The following is an 18094-nucleotide window of genomic DNA, read 5'->3' as shown; positions in this document are numbered from 1 at the left end:
GCGGCGCGATCGGCGCCGTGGTGCTGGTCGACACCCGCCGCCTCGCCGACTGCTTCCCGGCCGTCGACTACTTCGAGAACAGCGGCCTGCCGTTCGTCATCGCCCTCAACGGCTTCGACGGACACCAGCCCTACACGCCGGACGAGGTGCGCGAGGCCCTGCAGATCGGCCCGGACGCACCGATCATCATCACCGACGCACGGCATCGCAGCGAGGCCAAGAGCGCGCTCATCACGCTTGTCGAGCATGCGCTGATGGCGCGCCTGCGCTAGCTGCCGCGCTGCCGCGTCCGGGCTCCCCGTGCCCGCGCGCAGCATGCCGTAGGACGAAAGGCCCCCGCACACCTGCCAGGTGCGGGGGCCTTCGGCGTGAGCGGGCCGTTTGCGGGCTTCAGGCCAGGGTCTCGCCGACGGCGGTGAGGATCAGGGCGAGCGAGGTGGCCCCGGCGTCCGGATGCCCGTAACCGAGCGCCGCCTGCCGCGCCCGTCGCGGTGCCCGTGGCCGTCGCCGACGCCTTCGTCAGTACGGCGCCGGTTCTTGAAGCTCCCCGAGGAGTCGCCCCACCCCGCCGCCGCGGCGGCCGGACCACGGCCGTCCACGTCTGACCGCGCCCGGCGAGGGGCCCGCACGCGGCAGCGCGTACGGGCCCCCGTTCACCGGTCAGCCGCTACTTGCGCGAGGCGGGGCACTCCTTCCACGCGAAGTGGTAGAGGGTGTTGATGCTGCCGTCGGTGGAGTCCATCGCCATGTAGCTGGTGGCCGCGGCCTGGGCGGACTTGGCGTCCACCCGCAGTTCGGTGTTGATGTTGAAGTAGCGCTCCTCGCCGCACGGGGCGTAGACGAGGGCATCGACGTCCGTCTCGTCCGACGTCTGCCAGTTGGTGTCGTAGGGGCCGCTGAAGCTGTGGCTCTTGCGGGCCGTCTCCTGCTGGCCCTGGAAGTAGTAGCCGGCCTGCTCCAGCCCCTTGGCGCCAGGGGCCAGGGATGCGTAGCCGCGGTAATCCGCCCTGGCGATCGCGTAGGTGAAGCCCTGTGGGACATGGACGTTCAGCGCGATCTGGCAGTTCTTGCGGGAGTCGGTGGGCTTGCTGTCGCCGCCCGCCTGGGCCAGGTATTCGCTGTACGTGACGGTGAACGCGGTGTTGTCCGGCGCGATGGCCACCGCGGCGCTGCCGGGTCTGCAGCCCGAACCGTTCACCGTGGCGACGGTAATGGTGATCTTGCCGGTCGGCGGTTCGTCGCCGACCCGGGCCATCGGGGTGGGGGATGCCGATCCGGCGAGGAGCAGGGATGCCACTGCGGCACCAGCACCGAGCGTGCTGAGCATGGGCACTTCCTTCCGGTCGTCCTGGAACCCATGACGCGGGGACCCGCGGCGCGGGGACTCCAGAAGAGGAATGACGAGCGCATGCCAGCACGAGGATCTCCCCGTGAACAGCTCTGCTTCTCAGGGTTGGGGCGAACCTACGCCAGTATTTGGACGCCCCACGTTTTTGGCTTTCCCGCCGTGGTGGTGTTTCGCCGTTCCGCTGCGCTTTGCCTTGGCCCCACGTTGTCGGCCGTCCCGCCGTGGTGGTTGTTCGCCGTTGCGCCTGCGGCGGGCGGTGCCGCTGCGCGGGGCTGTTCGGCTGCGGGACCGGCCCTACACGGCTCCGCCGCTACGGCCCGCCCCCTCCCCGTAGAGGGTGGGAAAAAGAAAGGCCGGTGGGAGTGCACGTCAGTGGTCAGCTGTGCCCTGTGGATCCCAGGTGCACCAAACCCTCAACGCACACCCCCACCGGCCCCTCTTCCCACCCACCCGTGGGAGGGGCCGCGCCGCAGGACGAAGTCCGGAGGCGTGGCACCGCACCCGACAAACCACGCCCGCCGCAGGCGCAACGGAGAGCAACCACCACGGCGGGAAAGACAAAAACGTGGGGAAAACTAGCGCCGCCAGCTGGTCGCGCCGTGGAAGCCGTACTGGCGCTCAAGGCGGCGCCAGCGGGCGGCGGTGTGGCGCGGGCCGGTCGCGGCGGTGGTCGGGCGGTGGGCGGCGCGGGCCAGGAGGACGGCGGTCAGGGCGGCGAGCTCTTCCTCGCTGGCCTGGCCCTTTTCCACGCGGATGGGCTGGTCGGCAGGACTCTTCACGGCAGTGGTCTCGATTCTTCGTCGTGGTGGGTGCGTGGCTACTGGGGCGGGTTGCCGTGCTTGCGGGCGGGCAGGTCCGCGTGTTTGGTGCGCAGCATGTCCAGGGAGCGGATCAGCACCTCGCGGGTGTTCGCGGGGTCGATGACGTCGTCGACCAGGCCGCGCTCGGCCGCGTAGTACGGGTGCATCAGCTCGGACTTGTACTCCTTGACCATGCGGGCCCGCATCGCGTCGGGGTCCTCCGCGTCGGCGATCTGCCGCCGGAAGATGACGCCGGCCGCGCCCTCGGCGCCCATCACCGCGATCTCGTTGGTCGGCCAGGCGTAGGTGAGGTCGGCGCCGATGGACTGCGAGTCCATGACGATGTAGGCGCCGCCGTAGGCCTTGCGCAGGACGATGGAGATGCGCGGGACGGTCGCGTTGCAGTACGCGTACAGGAGCTTGGCGCCGTGACGGATGATGCCGCCGTGTTCCTGGTCGACGCCCGGGAGGAAGCCGGGGACGTCCAGGAGGGTGATGAGCGGGATGTTGAACGCATCGCACATCTGGACGAAGCGGGCGGCCTTCTCAGAGGCCTCGATGTCCAGGACGCCGGCCAGCGACTGGGGCTGGTTGGCGATGATGCCGACCACGCGGCCGTCCAGACGGGACAGCGCGCAGATGATGTTGGTCGCCCAGCGCTCGTGGATCTCCAGGTACTCGCCGTCGTCGACGATCTCCTCGATGACCTTGCGCATGTCGTACGGGCGGTTGCCGTCGGCCGGTACGAGGTCCAGGAGGGCGTCGCCGCTGCGGTCGGCCGGGTCCTCGCAGTCGACCGTCGGCGGGTTCTCCCGGTTGTTGGACGGCAGGAGGGAGAGGAGGTAGCGGACCTCCTCCAGGCAGGTGGCTTCGTCGTCGTAGGCGAAGTGGCAGACGCCGGAGGTCTCGGCGTGGACGTCGGCGCCGCCCAGGCCGTTCTGGGTGATCTCCTCGCCGGTCACCGCGCGGACCACGTCGGGGCCGGTGATGAACATCTGCGAGGTCTCGCGGACCATGAAGACGAAGTCCGTCAGGGCGGGGCTGTACGCGGCGCCGCCGGCGCACGGGCCGAGCATGACGCTTATCTGCGGGATGACGCCCGAGGCCTTGGTGTTGCGCTGGAAGATGCCGCCGTAGCCGGCCAGCGCCGAGACGCCCTCCTGGATGCGGGCGCCCGCGCCGTCGTTGAGCGACACCAGCGGCGCACCGGCCTGGATGGCCATGTCCATGATCTTGTGGATCTTCGTGGCGTGCGCCTCGCCCAGCGCACCGCCGAAGATCCGGAAGTCATGGGCGTAGACGAAGACGGTCCGGCCGTGCACGGTGCCCCAGCCGGTGATCACGCCATCGGTGTAGGGCTTCTTGGCCTCCAGGCCGAAACCCGTCGCCCGGTGCCGCCGCAGCGGCTCGACCTCGCAGAAGGACCCCTCGTCCAGCAGGAGGTCGATCCGCTCGCGGGCGGTGAGCTTGCCCTTGGCGCGCTGGGCCTCGGTGGCCCGCTCGCTGGGGCCTCGCCGGGCCTGCTCACGGATGGCGTGCAGTTCGGCGACGCGCCCGCGGGCGTCGTTGGCACCGGCGGGCGCATCTTCGACAGTGGTCATGTATTGACGGTACGTGGACGGACCCCGCCGCACCGATGTTGGTTTCGTACAACGTCGAGTCCGATTTGGTGGGCAGGCAGCACAGAATCGTGCTGCCCGTGTCCTGCGTCCGGGCGTCCGAACGGGTGGTTGCGGCGTGCGCCGTCTGTATGAGGCCGACAAACGACGGGCCGGTGGCCTGGTGCCTGTCGGCGGTCGGGTCAGCCCAGGGTGACCGTGCAGGTGTGGGTGGCGCAGGCGGTGCCGGGGGTGATGCGCAGGCGCAGGACGGGCCCGGTGGCCAGGACCTCGACGGACGGATCGTGGGCCCGCACCGCGCGGACCGGCCGGGACCAGGTGATCTCCAGCGGCGCCCCGGTGCGCTCGGGGGCCGCGGCGCAGAGCACCGCCGTCCGCTCGCGAGGGCGCTCCCGTACCAGCACACTCGCCGGGCCGCCACTGGTGAGCTTCCCGGCGCTGCCCGCCTGCCAGAAATTGGCGGCCGTTACGCCGAGCGAGTGCACGGATACGGCCTGCCGGGTGGCGTCGTTGGCGAGCACGGTCAGCCAGTGCCGGTCGGCGGCGCGGGCGGCGAGGGTGCGCGCGGTGGCGCCCGGCATGAGGAGGTAGGCGTAGCGGGCGTCGGTGGGGTCGGTGCCGTGGTCGTGCCAGAGGGTGAGGTAGCGGCGGGTGAGGGGGGCCGGGTCGGAGCCGGTGTTGATGTCGTGCCAGGAGCCGGTGCGGGCCTCGCGCAGCGCGCTCAGCGGGGCGCCGCCGGGGAAGACGTAGCCGCCGTGTCCGGCGAGGTGGGCCCAGTGGGCGCGGCGGAATCGGCGGGTGCGGCCGAGGGTGCCGGGCTGCCGGGCGCCGTCGACGGTGAGGCAGGCGGTGCCCCGCTCCCCCAGCGCCCGGTTGTCGACGACGGTCTCGGCGGGGACCCCGTCGCGGGCCGTGATCCCCGCGCCCAGGCAGACGACGGTGTCCGCGAGGCAGAACCAGGACTTCTTGGCGGTGAGGGTCGAGGCGAGACCCCGTAGGTCCTGGCCGATGGCCGCGAATTCGCCGTCCGTGGTGCCGCCCACCCAGCGCGCGGCGGGTTTCGGTTCGCCCCAGCCGCCGCCTTCGTTGTCGGCCAGCCGCTTGGTGGACACGGTCGTGCCGGGCAGCCGGTAGGGGTCGACGGTGGGCCAGAAGGCGTCCGTGTACTGGTCACCTGCGAAATCCGCGCCCCACCAGGAGAGCATGCCGGCTCCGGTGTGCCAGCCGTGCGGGTTCTCGCCGTTGCCGTTCTCGTAGTACGTGATCCGGTCGGAGGCCATGGCCAGGCCCGCGGCCCAGCCGGGGCGGCGGTGCACGGCGCGGTCCATGGCGGGGAAGAGGCGGTGGCCGACGGGTTCGGGGGCGGCGGGTGCGGGACTGTCTGCGATGGCGGCCAGGCGGGCCAGGTCGGCGACCGTGTACTGCCGGTCGGTGCGGACGGGCAGCGTACGGTCGCGCGCGGTCCAGCCCTTGACCATGGCGTGCCAGCGGGCCCGCTCGGCGGCGCTCGCGGCCTCGCCGAGCAGGGCCACGGCGGCGATCAGCGCATGGCCGTGGTAGTGGTCGCTGCGCATGATGTGCCGCTCGTCGCCGCGGAGGTAGCCGCGGCTGACGGCCCGTCCGTTGACGCTGTCCATCATCAGGCCGTTGTAGAGCAGCGGGGCGTAGGCGTGCTCCACGCTGTCGAAGATGATCTGCCGGGCCGGGTCGGTGACCTGCCAGGCCGAGCCGTCGAGCAGGGTGAACAGCCGGCCCAGGCCGTCGAGGAGGACATAGCCGTAGGTGCCGGAGTAGGCGACCCAGGTGTGCTGGATGAAGGAGCCGTCGGCGTAGAGGCCGTCGCCCTTCGTCACGTACGGGAAGACGGGCGAGAGGGCGTCGCGGGCGAGGGCGAGTTTGGCGGGGGCGCGGCCGAGGAGGCCGCGCAGGGCGACGACGCGGCACAGGTCGACGCGGTTGGCGCCGGTGCTGGTGCCGGTGTAGTCGCCGAGCATCGAGTCGGGGACGAAATGGTCGACGGCGGCGAGGTAGCGGGCGCGCCGGGCTTCGGTGAGTCCGCCGTCGGTCACGCGGTCGTCGAGGATCGCCACGGTGTCGAGTAGGAGTCTGGGGGTGCCGATCTGCCACTCCCACCAGTTGCCGTAGCGGGTGGTGCGGGTGTTGTAGACGGTGGCGTCGAGGTGGTCGAGGCCGGTGATGATGTCGGCGGCGAGGTCCGGGGCGCCGGTGTGGCCGGTGCCGGGCTGGGCGTAGGCCTGAGCCATGGTGGCGAGCCGGCCGTAGCTCCGGGTGATGCCGGACGGCGGGTCGTAGGGGCAGTCCGGCCAGAGGGAGGCGGCGGTGGGCCGCATGCCCGTACGGAACGTTTCGGCGAGATCGCCGGTCTCACGGAGGGCGTCGGCGTACGGCGCGGCGGCGGGGTCGAAGCCGGTGCCGAGGGTGAGGGCGACCCAGCGGGCGCGGAGGGCGTCGTAAGGGTCCGCCGCGGCATACGCGGGTCCGGGCCCGAGCGAGAGGCCCAGCGCGCCTGCCGTGGAGGCGGCGAGAAACCTTCGGCGGGACCAGGCGGACGGAGCGGGGACGGTCGGCACGGTCGGTCCTCTCCATGGCGTCAACTGGGGTGTGGCGCTGCGCACTTGGGAGTTTCCGATGGTGTAGCACGGCGCCCGGCCGGCGGCAATGACCGCGCCGGAACGGCGGCCGCAGCCCGCCCGGAAGCATCGACCTCGAGCAAGCATGTTGAACATTGAACTAAATCTGCTACGCTCAATCTCGTTGAAGGTTAAACAAATACCTGCACCCCTGACGCAGCCCCGCTGCACACCGTCCTCGAGGAGGAGCCATGGCTCTGTTCAACCGCACGAAGCGCACCGCCGCCCCGGCCGGCACCACGGCCCCCACCGCCGTCCTCGATGCGGACCCCGCGCTCGCCGCGCTGACCGGGGACTACACCATCGACCCGGCGCACAGCAGCATCGGCTTCACGGTCCGGCACGCGATGGTCACCAACGTCCGCGGCGCGTTCGGCGCGTACGAGGGCGCCCTCCACCTCGACGGCGGCGACCCGGCCCGCTCCACCGCCACCATCGACATCAAGATCGCGAGCATCGACACCGGCATCGCGGACCGCGACGGCCATCTGCGCAGCCCCGACTTCTTCGACGCCGAGGCCTTCCCGCTGATGACCTTCCGCAGCACCGCCGCCGAGCGGGTGGCCGGCGACCGCTTCCGTATCACCGGCGACCTGACCATCAAGGACGTCACCAAGCCGCTCACCATCGACCTGGAGTTCAACGGCTCCGCCACCGACGTCTACGGCGCCGAGCGGGTCGGCTTCGAGGGGCACGCCGAGATTCTGCGCTCCGAGTGGGGCCTGACCTGGAACGCCGCGCTGGAGACCGGTGGTGTGATGGTCAGCGACAAGGCCAAGCTCACCTTCGACATCTCCGCGGTCAAGGCCTGACCGCACATCAGCACGCGAGGGCCCCGGCGGATACGCCGGGGCCCTCGCGTGCGTCCATGCCTACTCCATGCCTACTCCTGCGGCTCGACCCCGGCCCGCAGCAGCCCGTACGCGTACGCGTCATCGAGCGCCTGCCACGACGCCGCGATGACGTTCTCGGCGACGCCGACCGTGGACCACTCCCCCTGTCCGTCGCTGGTGGAGACCAGGACGCGGGTGATCGAAGCGGTGCCCTGGGCACCCTCCAGGATGCGGACCTTGTAGTCGACCAGCTCCATGTGGGCGAGCTGCGGATAGATCCGCTCCAGGCCCACCCGCAGCGCCCTGTCCAGCGCGTGGACCGGACCGTTGCCCTCCGCGGTGGCGACGATCCGCTCGCCCTTGGCCCACAGCTTCACGGTCGCCTCGTTGGCGTGCGTACCGTCGGGGCGGTCCTCGACGATCGCCCGCCAGGACTCGACGGTGAAGTAGCGCAGCGCCTTGCCGCCCGTCGCCGCCCGCAGCAGCTCCTCCCGCAGCAGCAGCTCGAACGACGCGTCGGCGGCCTCGTACGTGTAGCCCGCCAGCTCCCGCTCCTTGACCCGCGCCACGACCCGGCCGACCAGCTCGCGGTCGCCGCTCAGATCGATGCCGAGCTCCTTGCCCTTGAGCTCGATGGAGGCCCGGCCGGCCATGTCGGAGACCAGCATCCGCATGGTGTTGCCGACCAGCGCCGGGTCGATGTGCTGGTAGAGATCCGGGTCGACCTTGATCGCGGAGGCGTGCAGCCCGGCCTTGTGGGCGAACGCGGAGACACCGACGTAGGGCTGGTGGGTGGAGGGGGTGAGGTTGACGACCTCGGCGATGGCGTGCGAGATCCGGGTGGTCTCGGCGAGCTTGCCCTCGGGCAGCACCCGGCGCCCGTACTTGAGCTCCAGGGCGGCGACCACCGGGAAGAGGTTGGAGTTGCCGACCCGCTCGCCGTAGCCGTTGGCGGTGCACTGGACGTGGGTGGCGCCCGCGTCGACGGCGGCCAGGGTGTTGGCGACGGCGCAGCCGGTGTCGTCCTGGGCGTGGATCCCCAACCGCGCGCCGGTGTCCGCGAGGACGGTCCGTACGACGGCCGTGACCTGCGCGGGAAGCATGCCGCCGTTGGTGTCGCAGAGCACCACGACATCGGCGCCGGCCTCGCTCGCGGTCCGTACGACCTGCTTGGCGTAGACCGCGTCCAGGGCGTAGCCGTCGAAGAAGTGCTCACAGTCCAGGAAGACCCGGCGGCCCTGGGCACGCAGATACGCGACGGTGTCCCGCACCATCGCGAGGTTCTCCTCCGGCGTGGTGCGCAGTGCCAGCTCCACATGCCCGACATGGGACTTGGCGACCAGGGTGATGACCGGCGCCTGTGAGTCCAGGAGGGCCGCGACCTGCGGGTCGTCCTCGACGCGTACGCCCGCCTTGCGGGTGGCGCCGAAGGCGACCAGCCGGGCGTGCCGGAAGTCGATCTCCGTACGGGCGCGCTCGAAGAACTCGGTGTCGCGGGGGTTGGCGCCCGGCCAGCCGCCCTCGATGAAGCCCACGCCGAAGTCGTCCAGGTGCCGGGCGATGGTCAGCTTGTCGCCGACGGTCAGGTTGATGCCCTCGCGCTGCGCACCGTCGCGCAGCGTCGTGTCGAACACATGGAAGTCGTCGGACACGGGGGCTTCGGGTACGTCCGTCATGCTGGTCTGGCTCCTGTCGGGTCTCGGTCTACCGGAATAACCGGTTCCACCGTCCCTCCATGATCCCTCGCGCTCCGCCTCCGGTGACTGGTGGGCCGGAAACGAAAAAACCTCTCGCGGGTGCGAGAGGTCTGCGCGCGGGTCTGGGACGACGATGGCCGCGCCGTACTCGGTTCGTACGGGGCGGTCACTGCGGACCGGCGCGCCTGCTGCCAATAATCATGGCGAACGAGAGCACGGGGGCAGTCTGGCACACCGCCGCCCCCGCGCCGCCGCCCGTCTCAGGATGCGAGCACGCGCTCGGACCCGGCGTCCTTGCCCACCTGCTGGAGGTCGATGGTGCGGGTCTCGCGCATCGTGAGGTACACGATCAGGGAGACGGCGGCGCAGCCGGCCACGTACCAGTAATAGCCGGACTCGACACCGCCCTTCTTGAACCACAGGGCGACGTATTCCGCGGTGCCGCCGAAGAGCGCGTTGGCGATGGCGTACGGCAGGGCGACGCCCAGCGCGCGGATGCCGGTGGGGAACAGCTCGGCCTTCACACAGGCGTTGATGGAGGTGTAGCCGGTGACGACGACCAGCGCGAGGAGCGAGAGCCCCAGGGCCGGCCAGAAGCTGCCCGCGTGCTTGAGCAGCGTCATGATCGGGACGGTCAGGAAGGTGGATCCGACCGCGAAGGTGATCAGCAGCGGGCGGCGGCCGATCCGGTCGGAGAGCCTGCCCGCCAGCGGCTGCAGGCACATAAAGAGGAACAGGGCGCAGAAGCTGACCAGCGAGGCGGTCGGCTTGTCCAGCCCGGCGCTGCCCGAGAGGTACTTGGTGAGGTAGGTCGTGTAGGTGTAGTAGGCGACCGTGCCGCCCATGGTCAGCGCGATGACCAGGAACGCCTCGCGCTTGTGGGCCAGCAGCGCCTTGATGGTGCCGCGGTCGGGGTCGGCGTTGGCGTCCTCGTCCCCGGCGTAGACCTCGGTCTCCAGCATGTTGCGCCGCAGATAGAAGACGATGGCGGCGCCCAGCGCGCCCACGATGAACGGGATCCGCCAGGCCCAGCTGTGCAGCGCGTCCTCGGACAGGGTGCGCTGCAGCACGATCTGCAGGCCCAGACCCAGCAGCTGCCCGGCGGTCATCGACACGTACTGGAAGCTTGAGGCGAAGCCGCGTTGGCCGGGCGCGGAGGCCTCGGTGAGGTAGGTGGCACTGGCCGCGTACTCGCCGCCGACCGAAAGCCCCTGCAGCATCCGGGCGATCAGCAGTACGGCCACGCCGCCATAGCCGGCGACGCCGTACGTAGGCGCGATGGCGATCAGGATCGCCGAGGCGGACATCAGCGTGACGGTCAGCGTGAGCGCCGCCTTACGGCCCTTGCGGTCCCCGACCCGCCCCAGCACCCAGCCGCCCACCGGGCGCATGAAGAAGCCGACGGCGAAGATCCCCATGGTGTTCATGAGGTTGGCGGTGTCATTTCCCTTGGGGAAGAACGAATCCGCGAAGTAGACCGCGAAACTGGCGTAGACGAACCAGTCGAACCACTCCACCATGTTGCCGGCCGAGCCGACCCAGATCTTCTTCCACTGCTCTCGTCCCATAGCCGCTCACGGTTGCGGACGCGGAGGCCTTCGGCAAGAGCCAAGGTGGCAACGATCGGGCGTACTTGTGTGCCTTGCGGTCACGGGCACTCGGATGCCTGCCCGGCGGAGGGATCCGCTCCGGTCACGGCGTCAGCGACTCGTCCAGGAATTCCGTCACCTGCTCGCGCACCTGTGCCCGGTCCGTCCCCGGCAGGCCCACCACCAGATGGGTGCCGAAACCGTCGAGGAGGGCGCGGGTGCGGGCGGCGAAGCGTTCGGGGTCCACGGGGCGGAATTCGCCCCTGGAGGAGCCTTCCACGAGGAGTGCCACCAGGTCGCGGTGCCAGGCCAGTTCCAGGTCGAGCTGGCGCTCGCGGGTTTCGTCGTCGGCGTTCTGGGAGCGGTTCCAGACCTCCAGCCACAGGGTCCAGCGCGGATCGCGGTGGCCCTCGGGGAGGTAGAGGTCGACGAGGGCGTCCAGGCGTTCGCGGGCCGGGACGCGGCGGGAGAGGGCGGCCCGGCGTTCGGCGCCGAGCTGCTCCTCGCTCCACTGGAGGGTCTGCAGCAGCAGCTCGTCCTTCGTACCGAAGTAGTAGAGGATGTGGCCGCTGCTCATGCCGACCTCGCGGCCGAGACCGGCCATGGTCAGCCGGTCCAGGCCCTCCGCGGCGATGGTGGCCATCGCCGCGGCGAGCACCTGTTCACGGGGCTGGTTGAGCCGCCGCCGGGGACGGCGCGCGGGCACGGGACCGGGCACGGGGGGACCTCCGGGGACGGCGGGGTCTGGGGTGGATCAGACCTTGGGCTGCTGCTGGGTGATGCAGTGGATACCGCCACCCGCTGCGAAGATCGTACGGGCGTCCACCAGGGTCACCGTCCGGCCGGGGAAGAGCCGGCGGAAGATGGCGGCCGCTTCCTCGTCGCGCGGGTCGTCGAAGGCGCAGAGCACGATGCCGTCGTTGCACTGGAGATGGTTGATGTAGGAGTAGTCGACCAGCTCGCCGTCTTCTTCGATGACGGTGGGGGCGGGGATCTCCACGATCTCCAGCCGGCGGCCCTTGGCATCGGTCGAGGCGCGCAGCAGCTTGACGATCTCGTTGCAGATCGCGTGGTCGGGGTGGTCCGGGTCGGGCTGGGTGTGGACCATGACGACGCCGGGGCGGGCGAAGGCGGCGACGATGTCGACATGGCCGCGGGTGCCGAACTGGCCGTAGTCGGCGGCGAGGCCGCGCGGCAGCCAGATCGCCTTGGTGGTGCCGAGGTGGGCGTGGATCTCAGCCTCGACGTCCTCCTGGGAGCGGCCGGGGTTACGGCCCGGGTCGAGCTGGACGGTCTCGGTGAGCAGGACGGTGCCCTCGCCGTCGACGTGGATGCCGCCGCCCTCGTTGACCAGGTCGGTGGCGTAGCGGCGGGCGCCGGCCAGGGCGGCGACCTGCTCGGCTATCTTCTCGTCGCGCTCCCAGCGGGCCCACTCCTGGGCGCCCCAGCCGTTGAAGACCCAGTCGGCGGCGGCGAGATTGCCCTTGCCGTCGGTGAGGAAGGTGGGGCCGATGTCGCGCATCCAGGCGTCGTTCAGCGGCCGCTCGACCAGCTCGATGTCGTCGCCGAGCAGGGCGCGGGCGCCCGCCAGCTGGCCGGGTCCCGCCACGACGGTGACCGGCTCGTACTGACGGACCGCGCGGGCGACGGCGGCCCAGGCCTCGCGTGCCTCGGCCAGCGTCTCGCCGCCCTCTTCACCGAAGGTGAAGTTGGGGCCGGGCCAGGCCATCCAGGTGCGCTCGTGCGGTGCCCACTCCGGGGGCATGGAGAAGCCGTCGGCGACGGGAGTGTTCATGTGGGGTCCGTCCTCACATTCGGGGGAGAGAAGGTGGCGGGGTCGCCGGACGTCTGTAGCGGTGTTACAGGCGGTGTGGTGACAAGAGGCGGTGTGGTCAGAGGAAGTACAGGCGCGAGAGCGAGACGGTGTCGGCCGGCTCCGAGCGCATCGGGTCGCCGTCGAGCGTGACCAGCCCGCTGCCCCCGTCCACCTGCACCTGCCCGACACGGGAGTTGTGGATGAGGTCGGCGGGGCCGATGCCGCGGGTGCCGCGGACGGCGACGCGACGGCGGCGGGTGGGCATACCGTCCATGCCGCCCTCGGCCGCGGCGCGCGCGACAAAGGCGACGGAGATCTCGGCGGGGGTGGCTCCGTGCGCACCGAACTGCGGGCCGAGCACCAGGGGTTCGCAGGTGTCGGTGGCGGCGTTCGGGTCGCCGGTGACGCCGTAGGCGGGGAAGCCGGACTTCAGCACCAGCTGCGGCTTGGCGCCGAAGTACTGCGGCGACCAGAGCACGACGTCCGCCATCTTGCCGACCTCGATCGACCCGATCTCGTGCGAGAGACCGTGGGCGATGGCGGGGTTGATGGTGAGCTTGGCGATGTAGCGCAGGACGCGGGCGTTGTCGTCGTGCGCGCCGTCGCCCTCCATGGGGCCGAGCTCGGCCTTCATCTTTCCGGCCATCGCGAAGGTGCGGCGCACGGTCTCGCCCGCGCGGCCCATGCCCTGGGCGTCGGAGGAGGTGATGCCGATCGCCCCGAGGTCGTGCAGCACGTCCTCGGCACCCATCGTGCCCGCCCGGATACGGTCGCGGGCCATGGCGGCGTCGCCCGGCAGGTCGGTCTTCAGATCGTGGACCGAGACGATCATGCCGTAGTGCTCGGCGACCGCGTCCCGCCCGAAGGGGAGGGTGGGGTTGGTGGAGGAGCCGATGACGTTGGGGACGCCGGCCATCTTCAGGACGTTGGGGACGTGTCCGCCGCCGCAGCCCTCGATGTGGAAGGCGTGGATGGTCCGGCCGTCCAGGACCCGCAGGGTGTCCTCGACGGAGAGGCATTCGTTCAGGCCGTCGCTGTGCAGCGCGACCTGGACGTCGTGTTCCTCGGCGACGCGCAGCGCGGTGTCCAGGGCGCGGGCGTGCGCGCCCATGTCCTCGTGCACCTTGAAGCCCAGGGCGCCGCCCTCGGCCAGCGCCTCGACCAGCGGGGCCTCTCCGGAGGAGGAGCCGCGGCCCAGGAAGCCGATGTTGACCGGCCAGGCGTCGAAGGCGCTGAAGGCATGGCCGAGTGCCCACGGGGAGTTGACGCCGACGCCCCATACGGGGCCGAATTCCTGGCCGATGATCGTCGTCACGCCGGAGGCCAGCGAGGCCTCCATGACGCGCGGCGAGAGGAGGTGGACGTGGGTGTCCACGGCGCCCGCGGTGGCGATCATGCCCTCGCCGGAGACGATGGACGTGCCCGTGCCGACGACGACCTCGACACCCTCGAGGGTGTCGGGGTTACCGGCCCGGCCGATCGCGTGGATCCGGCCCTCGCGGAGGCCGATGGACGTCTTGCGGATGCCCTGGACCGCATCGATGACCAGGACGTTGCTGATCACCACATCGCAGGTCTCGCGCAGCGATGCGGCCTTGAGGTGCAGCCCGTCACGGGCGGTCTTGCCGAAGCCGGCCAGAAACTCGTCGCCGTGCTTCTGGGAGTCGGACTCGACGCGGACGACCAGGCCCGTGTCGCCGAGGACGACCCGGTCGCCGGCCCGCGGGCCGTGCACCGACGCGTACTCGTGCGGGTCGATCGTGCTGCTCATGCCTGCTCCTCCGCTCCCAGGTAGCCGCAGGCGGCCGCCCGCCGCAGCGCTTCCGTCTTGGCGCCCGGTGCATCGAGCGGGCCGTCGACCAGACCGGCGAAGCCGATCGCGATCCGGTCGCCGCCGATCGGGACCAGACCGACCTCGTGCGTGCCGCCCACATCGAACCGCTCGGACGAGCCGGCCGGGACGCACAGCCGCATGCCGTAGGCCGCGGCGCGGTCGAAGTCCAGCCGAGGGTTGGCCTCGAAGAAGTGGAAGTGGGAGGTGACGCTGATCGGCACGCTCGCGGTGTTCCGTACGGTCACGGTGACCGCGGGTACCGGCTCCGGGTCGGCGGGGCCGGGGAGCACCGCGCCGGGCACCGCGCTCTCGTCCCCGTCGCCGGCGGGTTCGCCCTCGGGGGCGCCGCCGCGAATCGGGTCGCTGACCACCGCGAGGCGGGAGCCGTCGTCGAAGACGGCCTCCACCATCACGTCGCCGACCACATCGGCAACGCCCGGCAGCACATCGTCCGGGCCCAGCACATTGCGGCCCGCCTCGATGGCCTGAGCGAGGCGGCGCCCGTCCCGCGCCGCCTCGCAGACTGTGTCCGCGATCAACGCGGTCGCCTCGGGCACGTTCAGCTTCAGTCCGCGGTCGCGGCGTGCGCGCGCCAGCTGTGCCGCATTGAAGAGCAGCAGCCGGTCGCGTTCCGTGGGGGTCAGCCGCATCCCGTCGCACCTCCAGCTCGATGACTCGATTAGAGCAGCACTCTAACTGGAAAATCGTCAAGCCGAAAGCATTGACCTGGGGCGCATTCATGAGTCACATTGAGCGCTGCTCTAAAAGAGTGGCGGACGGCGAGCCGCTTAGAACGCCACTCAAAGATCACCACACGGATCACCACCACGTGATCCCGGAGAACATCACCCGACCTCGCCCCTCACCTCACCGGGCGAGCGCCGCTCACGGAGCACTGCACAGAGCAGCCATCGAGCACTCATACACACGCAACACACAGTTGTCCGGCCTCTCAGGGGAGCCCTCATGCCGATCGAACAACGCGGAGTCGACACGATCCCGGACGAGGAGCGCACCAGCGGCCCTCGCGACCTCATCTCGATCCTGCTCGGGTCGAACCTCGCACTCGGCGTGGTCATCTTCGGCTGGCTCCCGGTCTCCTTCGGTCTGGGTTTCTGGGGCTCGGTCAGCTCCCTGGTGACGGGCACCCTCGTCGGCGCGGTGCTCACCGCCCCGCTCGCGCTGGTCTCCCTGCGCAGCGCGACGAACCTCTCCACCAGCAGCGGCGCCTTCTTCGGCGTACGCGGCCGGCTCATCGGCTCGGTCATCGGCCTGCTGCTCTCCCTCGGCTACACCGCGCTGACCCTGTGGGTCGGCGGCGATGCGATGGTCGGCTGTCTGCACCGCCTCATCGGGCTGCCGACCGGCGGCGCGTCGTACGCGGTCGTCTACGCGGTGCTGGCGGGCGCCACCGCCGTGGGCGCGGTCTACGGCTACAAGGTGCTGCTGCGGATGAGCAAGGTGCTCTCCATCGGCCTGACGATCCTCCTCACGGTCGGCGTGATCGCGTTCGCGCACCACTTCACCACCGCCCCGGTGCCCGGCACCTCGTACGCGCTGGGCGGTTTCTGGCAGACCTGGCTGCTGGCCGCCGTCTCCGCCGGTCTCAGCGGCCCGATCGCCTTCATCACCCTGCTCGGCGACTACAGCCGCTACATCTCCCCCCGCCGCCACAGCTCGAAGAAGGTCTTCGTGGCCACTTACGCGGGCCTGGTGATCGGTCTGCTGGTGCCGCAGCTCTTCGGTACGTTCAGCGCGCTCGCGGTCGGTGCGGGCGACGACTACGCCGGTCCGCTGGTGGCCGGCGCGCCGTTCTGGTACCTGATCTTCCTGCTGGTCAACGCCTCCGCCGGTTCGGTGGGCAACTCCGGCCTGATGCTCTACAGCATGGGCCTGGACCTGGACGCGATCCTGCCGCGGGCCACCCGCACCCAGGCCACGTACGTCGTCGCCGCGGTCTCGACCCTGCTGGTCTTCGCCGGCCACTTCCTGTGGGAGGCGCAGGACGCGATGACGTCCTTCGTCCTGCTCATGACCGCCATCGGCACCCCGTGGGCGGTCATCACCGTGATCGGCTTCGTGCGCTGCCGCGGCACCTACGACCCGGATTCGCTCCAGGTCTACAACCGCGGCACGCGCGGCGGCGTGTACTGGTTCCGGGCGGGCTGGAACGTCCAGGCCACCATCGCCTGGGTGCTCGGCTCCGTGGTCGGCCTGATGGCCGTGGACACGCCCTTCTACCAGGGGCCGCTGCTGAACTACACGGGCGGTATCGACGTCAGCTTCCTGCTCGCCGCCGCCGTGGCCGGTGTCGCCTACCTGGCCCTCAACGCCCGGCAGCCGCGCCCGGTCCCGACGCTCCGGCCCGCTCCGGCGGCCGCCCCCGTGGAGGCGCCCGCGGAGGTCGGCTGAGCCGGCCGTCGGCTGAGCCGGCCCGCCCACGGCTGAGGCCGCCCCCGACTTCGCGTCGGGGGCGGCCTCAGTCGTGTTCAGGGCGGCGCGCCGGTGTCCGGGGCGGTGCCGCGGCGGGGTCAGCCCAGCTCGTGCATCCAGCCGTGGGTGTCCTCGGCGACACCGCGCTGGATGTCCAGGAGCGCCTCGCGCAGCCGCAGCGTGACCTTGCCGGGCTCGCCGCCGGACTGGGTCCAGTCGCCGCCCGCGCTCTTGACCGTGCCGACGGGGGTGATCACGGCGGCCGTGCCGCAGGCGAAGACCTCGGTGAGCGTGCCGTTCTCCGTGTCGGCCTTCCACTGTTCGATGGAGACCCGGGCCTCCGCCGACTCATAGCCCAGGTCACGGGCGACGGACAGGAGGGAGTCGCGGGTGACGCCGGCGAGGAGGGAGCCGGTCAGCGTGGGCGTGACGATCTTGTCGCCGTACACGAAGTACAGGTTCATGCCGCCGAGCTCCTCGACCCACTTGTGCTCCACGGCGTCGAGGTAGGCGACCTGGTCGCAGCCGTGCACCGCGGCCTCGGCCTGCGCGAGCAGCGACGCGGCGTAGTTGCCGCCGGTCTTGGCGTCGCCCATGCCGCCGGGGACGGCACGCACCCGGTCCTCGGACAGCCAGATGGAGACCGGCTTGACGCCGCCGGCGAAGTACGCGCCGGCCGGCGAGGCGATGACGACGAAGAGGTACTCGTTGGCGGGCTTCACGCCCAGGCCGACCTCGGTCGCGATCATGAACGGGCGCAGGTAGAGCGACTCCTCGCCGCCGTGCGCGGGCACCCAGTCCTTGTCCTGCTGGACGAGCAGGTCGCAGGCCTCGATGAAGGTCTCGACGGGCAGTTCCGGCATGGCCAGCCGGCGCGCGGAGGCCTGGAAGCGCCGGGCGTTGGCGTCGGGGCGGAACGTGGCGATGGAGCCGTCGGGCCGGCGGTAGGCCTTGAGGCCCTCGAAGATCTCCTGCGCATAGTGCAGGACGTTGGTCGCCGGGTCGAGGGAGAGCGGCCCGTACGGCACGAGCTGGCCGTCGTGCCAGCCGCGGCCTTCCGTCCACTTGATCGTCACCATGTGATCGGTGAAGTGGCGGCCGAAGCCGGGGGCGGCCAGGATCTGCTCCCGCTCCGCATCGGACAGCGGGTGGGAGGAGGGCTTGAGCTCGATCGTGGGCGTCGTCATGAATGCGTGTCCTTCACTGCGTCTTCCGCACCGGTGCGGTTGGTGGCGGCCGCGTACGACGGTCTCCTGACGTACCGGTCGTTACGGGGACGTCCGAGTTTCCTCGCGGACGGCGGCCCCTCGTCCGATTATCGCTCGTGGGTGTCCGCCCCCGTAAAGGTCCCGGCGCCCTGCCGTGTGCGCGGTCTCCGGGACCGATGGTCGCATCCCGGCCCGGAGCGGCGCAGGGCGGGACGGCGGCGGACATGCGGACAGCGCCGGAACCCCATGGGGGCCCGGCGCTGTCC

General features: G+C 71.0%; 14 protein-coding genes. 3 read left to right on the top strand and 11 right to left on the bottom strand.

Going from position 1 to position 18094, the window contains the following annotated elements; all coding sequences use genetic code 11:
• Positions 1-272, top strand: a 272-nt coding sequence (locus tag ACZ4S3_RS24985; protein ID WP_467937769.1) for an ATP/GTP-binding protein, incomplete at its 5' end; no start/stop codon positions are given.
• A 395-nt stretch (positions 273-667) separates the two neighbouring features.
• Here the strand turns inward: ACZ4S3_RS24985 and ACZ4S3_RS24980 are convergent.
• The 4 genes from ACZ4S3_RS24980 to ACZ4S3_RS24965 form a co-directional block, all read right to left on the bottom strand.
• On the bottom strand, positions 668-1327 hold the full coding sequence (locus tag ACZ4S3_RS24980; RefSeq protein WP_467937767.1) for a DUF4360 domain-containing protein: 660 nt from the start codon (positions 1325-1327) through the stop codon (positions 668-670).
• A gap of 596 nt (positions 1328-1923) precedes the next feature.
• Positions 1924-2127: an acyl-CoA carboxylase epsilon subunit gene (locus ACZ4S3_RS24975; protein ID WP_467937765.1), complete on the bottom strand. Its 204-nt coding sequence runs from the start codon at positions 2125-2127 to the stop codon at positions 1924-1926.
• A 38-nt stretch (positions 2128-2165) separates the two neighbouring features.
• The gene (locus tag ACZ4S3_RS24970) at positions 2166-3749 is read right to left on the bottom strand and encodes an acyl-CoA carboxylase subunit beta (protein ID WP_467937763.1); all 1584 of its coding nucleotides are present in this window, start codon (positions 3747-3749) and stop codon (positions 2166-2168) included.
• 200 nt (positions 3750-3949) lie between these two features.
• The gene (locus tag ACZ4S3_RS24965) at positions 3950-6358 is read right to left on the bottom strand and encodes a polysaccharide lyase 8 family protein (protein ID WP_467937760.1); all 2409 of its coding nucleotides are present in this window, start codon (positions 6356-6358) and stop codon (positions 3950-3952) included.
• 251 nt (positions 6359-6609) lie between these two features.
• Here ACZ4S3_RS24965 and ACZ4S3_RS24960 point away from each other — a divergent pair, with 251 nt between their 5' ends.
• Positions 6610-7230 carry a YceI family protein gene (locus ACZ4S3_RS24960; RefSeq protein WP_467937758.1) on the top strand — a complete coding sequence of 207 codons (621 nt, stop codon included), beginning with the start codon at positions 6610-6612 and terminating at the stop codon, positions 7228-7230.
• Between the two features lie 71 nt (positions 7231-7301).
• On the opposite strand, the gene cimA is transcribed toward ACZ4S3_RS24960, so the two are convergent.
• The 6 genes from cimA to ureA form a co-directional block, all read right to left on the bottom strand.
• Positions 7302-8927 (bottom strand): citramalate synthase, encoded by a 1626-nt coding sequence (gene cimA, locus ACZ4S3_RS24955; protein ID WP_467937756.1) that lies wholly within the window; start codon positions 8925-8927, stop codon positions 7302-7304.
• A gap of 281 nt (positions 8928-9208) precedes the next feature.
• A complete protein-coding gene (locus ACZ4S3_RS24950) occupies positions 9209-10516 on the bottom strand; it encodes an MFS transporter (protein WP_467937754.1) in 1308 nt (435 codons plus the stop codon).
• Positions 10517-10640: 124 nt separating this feature from the next.
• On the bottom strand, positions 10641-11255 hold the full coding sequence (locus tag ACZ4S3_RS24945) for a TetR/AcrR family transcriptional regulator (RefSeq protein WP_467937752.1): 615 nt from the start codon (positions 11253-11255) through the stop codon (positions 10641-10643).
• 36 nt (positions 11256-11291) lie between these two features.
• Positions 11292-12332: an agmatine deiminase family protein gene (locus ACZ4S3_RS24940; RefSeq protein ID WP_467937750.1), complete on the bottom strand. Its 1041-nt coding sequence runs from the start codon at positions 12330-12332 to the stop codon at positions 11292-11294.
• Between the two features lie 97 nt (positions 12333-12429).
• Positions 12430-14124 carry an urease subunit alpha gene (locus ACZ4S3_RS24935; RefSeq protein ID WP_467937748.1) on the bottom strand — a complete coding sequence of 565 codons (1695 nt, stop codon included), beginning with the start codon at positions 14122-14124 and terminating at the stop codon, positions 12430-12432.
• A complete protein-coding gene (ureA, locus tag ACZ4S3_RS24930; RefSeq protein ID WP_467937746.1) occupies positions 14121-14837 on the bottom strand; it encodes an urease subunit gamma in 717 nt (238 codons plus the stop codon). Before ureA ends, ACZ4S3_RS24935 begins: the two co-directional genes overlap by 4 nt.
• A 316-nt stretch (positions 14838-15153) precedes the next feature.
• On the opposite strand from ureA, the gene ACZ4S3_RS24925 reads away from it, so the two are divergent.
• A complete protein-coding gene (locus tag ACZ4S3_RS24925; RefSeq protein WP_467937744.1) occupies positions 15154-16599 on the top strand; it encodes a cytosine permease in 1446 nt (481 codons plus the stop codon).
• Between the two features lie 119 nt (positions 16600-16718).
• Here the strand turns inward: ACZ4S3_RS24925 and ACZ4S3_RS24920 are convergent, their stop codons facing one another.
• Positions 16719-17807, bottom strand: a complete 1089-nt coding sequence (locus ACZ4S3_RS24920) for a branched-chain amino acid aminotransferase (RefSeq protein ID WP_467937742.1) — start codon at positions 17805-17807, stop codon at positions 16719-16721.
• Positions 17808-18094: the final 287 nt, after the last annotated feature.

Source organism: Streptomyces sp. NPDC028368 (genome assembly GCF_055565615.1).
Note: the sequence above shows the minus strand (reverse complement) of the source record. Positions and strands in the feature narration are given on the sequence as shown.

What these genes read in the sequence shown, in the direction of transcription:
- ACZ4S3_RS24980 (WP_467937767.1), bottom strand. Translation starts at nt 1,327, where the DNA reads ATGCTCAGCACGCTCGGTGCTGGTGCCGCAGTGGCATCCCTGCTCCTC.
- ACZ4S3_RS24970 (WP_467937763.1), bottom strand. Translation starts at nt 3,749, where the DNA reads ATGACCACTGTCGAAGATGCGCCCGCCGGTGCCAACGACGCCCGCGGG.
- ACZ4S3_RS24960 (WP_467937758.1), top strand. Translation starts at nt 6,610, where the DNA reads ATGGCTCTGTTCAACCGCACGAAGCGCACCGCCGCCCCGGCCGGCACC.
- cimA (WP_467937756.1), bottom strand. Translation starts at nt 8,927, where the DNA reads ATGACGGACGTACCCGAAGCCCCCGTGTCCGACGACTTCCATGTGTTC.
- ACZ4S3_RS24950 (WP_467937754.1), bottom strand. Translation starts at nt 10,516, where the DNA reads ATGGGACGAGAGCAGTGGAAGAAGATCTGGGTCGGCTCGGCCGGCAAC.
- ACZ4S3_RS24940 (WP_467937750.1), bottom strand. Translation starts at nt 12,332, where the DNA reads ATGAACACTCCCGTCGCCGACGGCTTCTCCATGCCCCCGGAGTGGGCA.
- ACZ4S3_RS24935 (WP_467937748.1), bottom strand. Translation starts at nt 14,124, where the DNA reads ATGAGCAGCACGATCGACCCGCACGAGTACGCGTCGGTGCACGGCCCG.
- ureA (WP_467937746.1), bottom strand. Translation starts at nt 14,837, where the DNA reads ATGCGGCTGACCCCCACGGAACGCGACCGGCTGCTGCTCTTCAATGCG.
- ACZ4S3_RS24925 (WP_467937744.1), top strand. Translation starts at nt 15,154, where the DNA reads ATGCCGATCGAACAACGCGGAGTCGACACGATCCCGGACGAGGAGCGC.
- ACZ4S3_RS24920 (WP_467937742.1), bottom strand. Translation starts at nt 17,807, where the DNA reads ATGACGACGCCCACGATCGAGCTCAAGCCCTCCTCCCACCCGCTGTCC.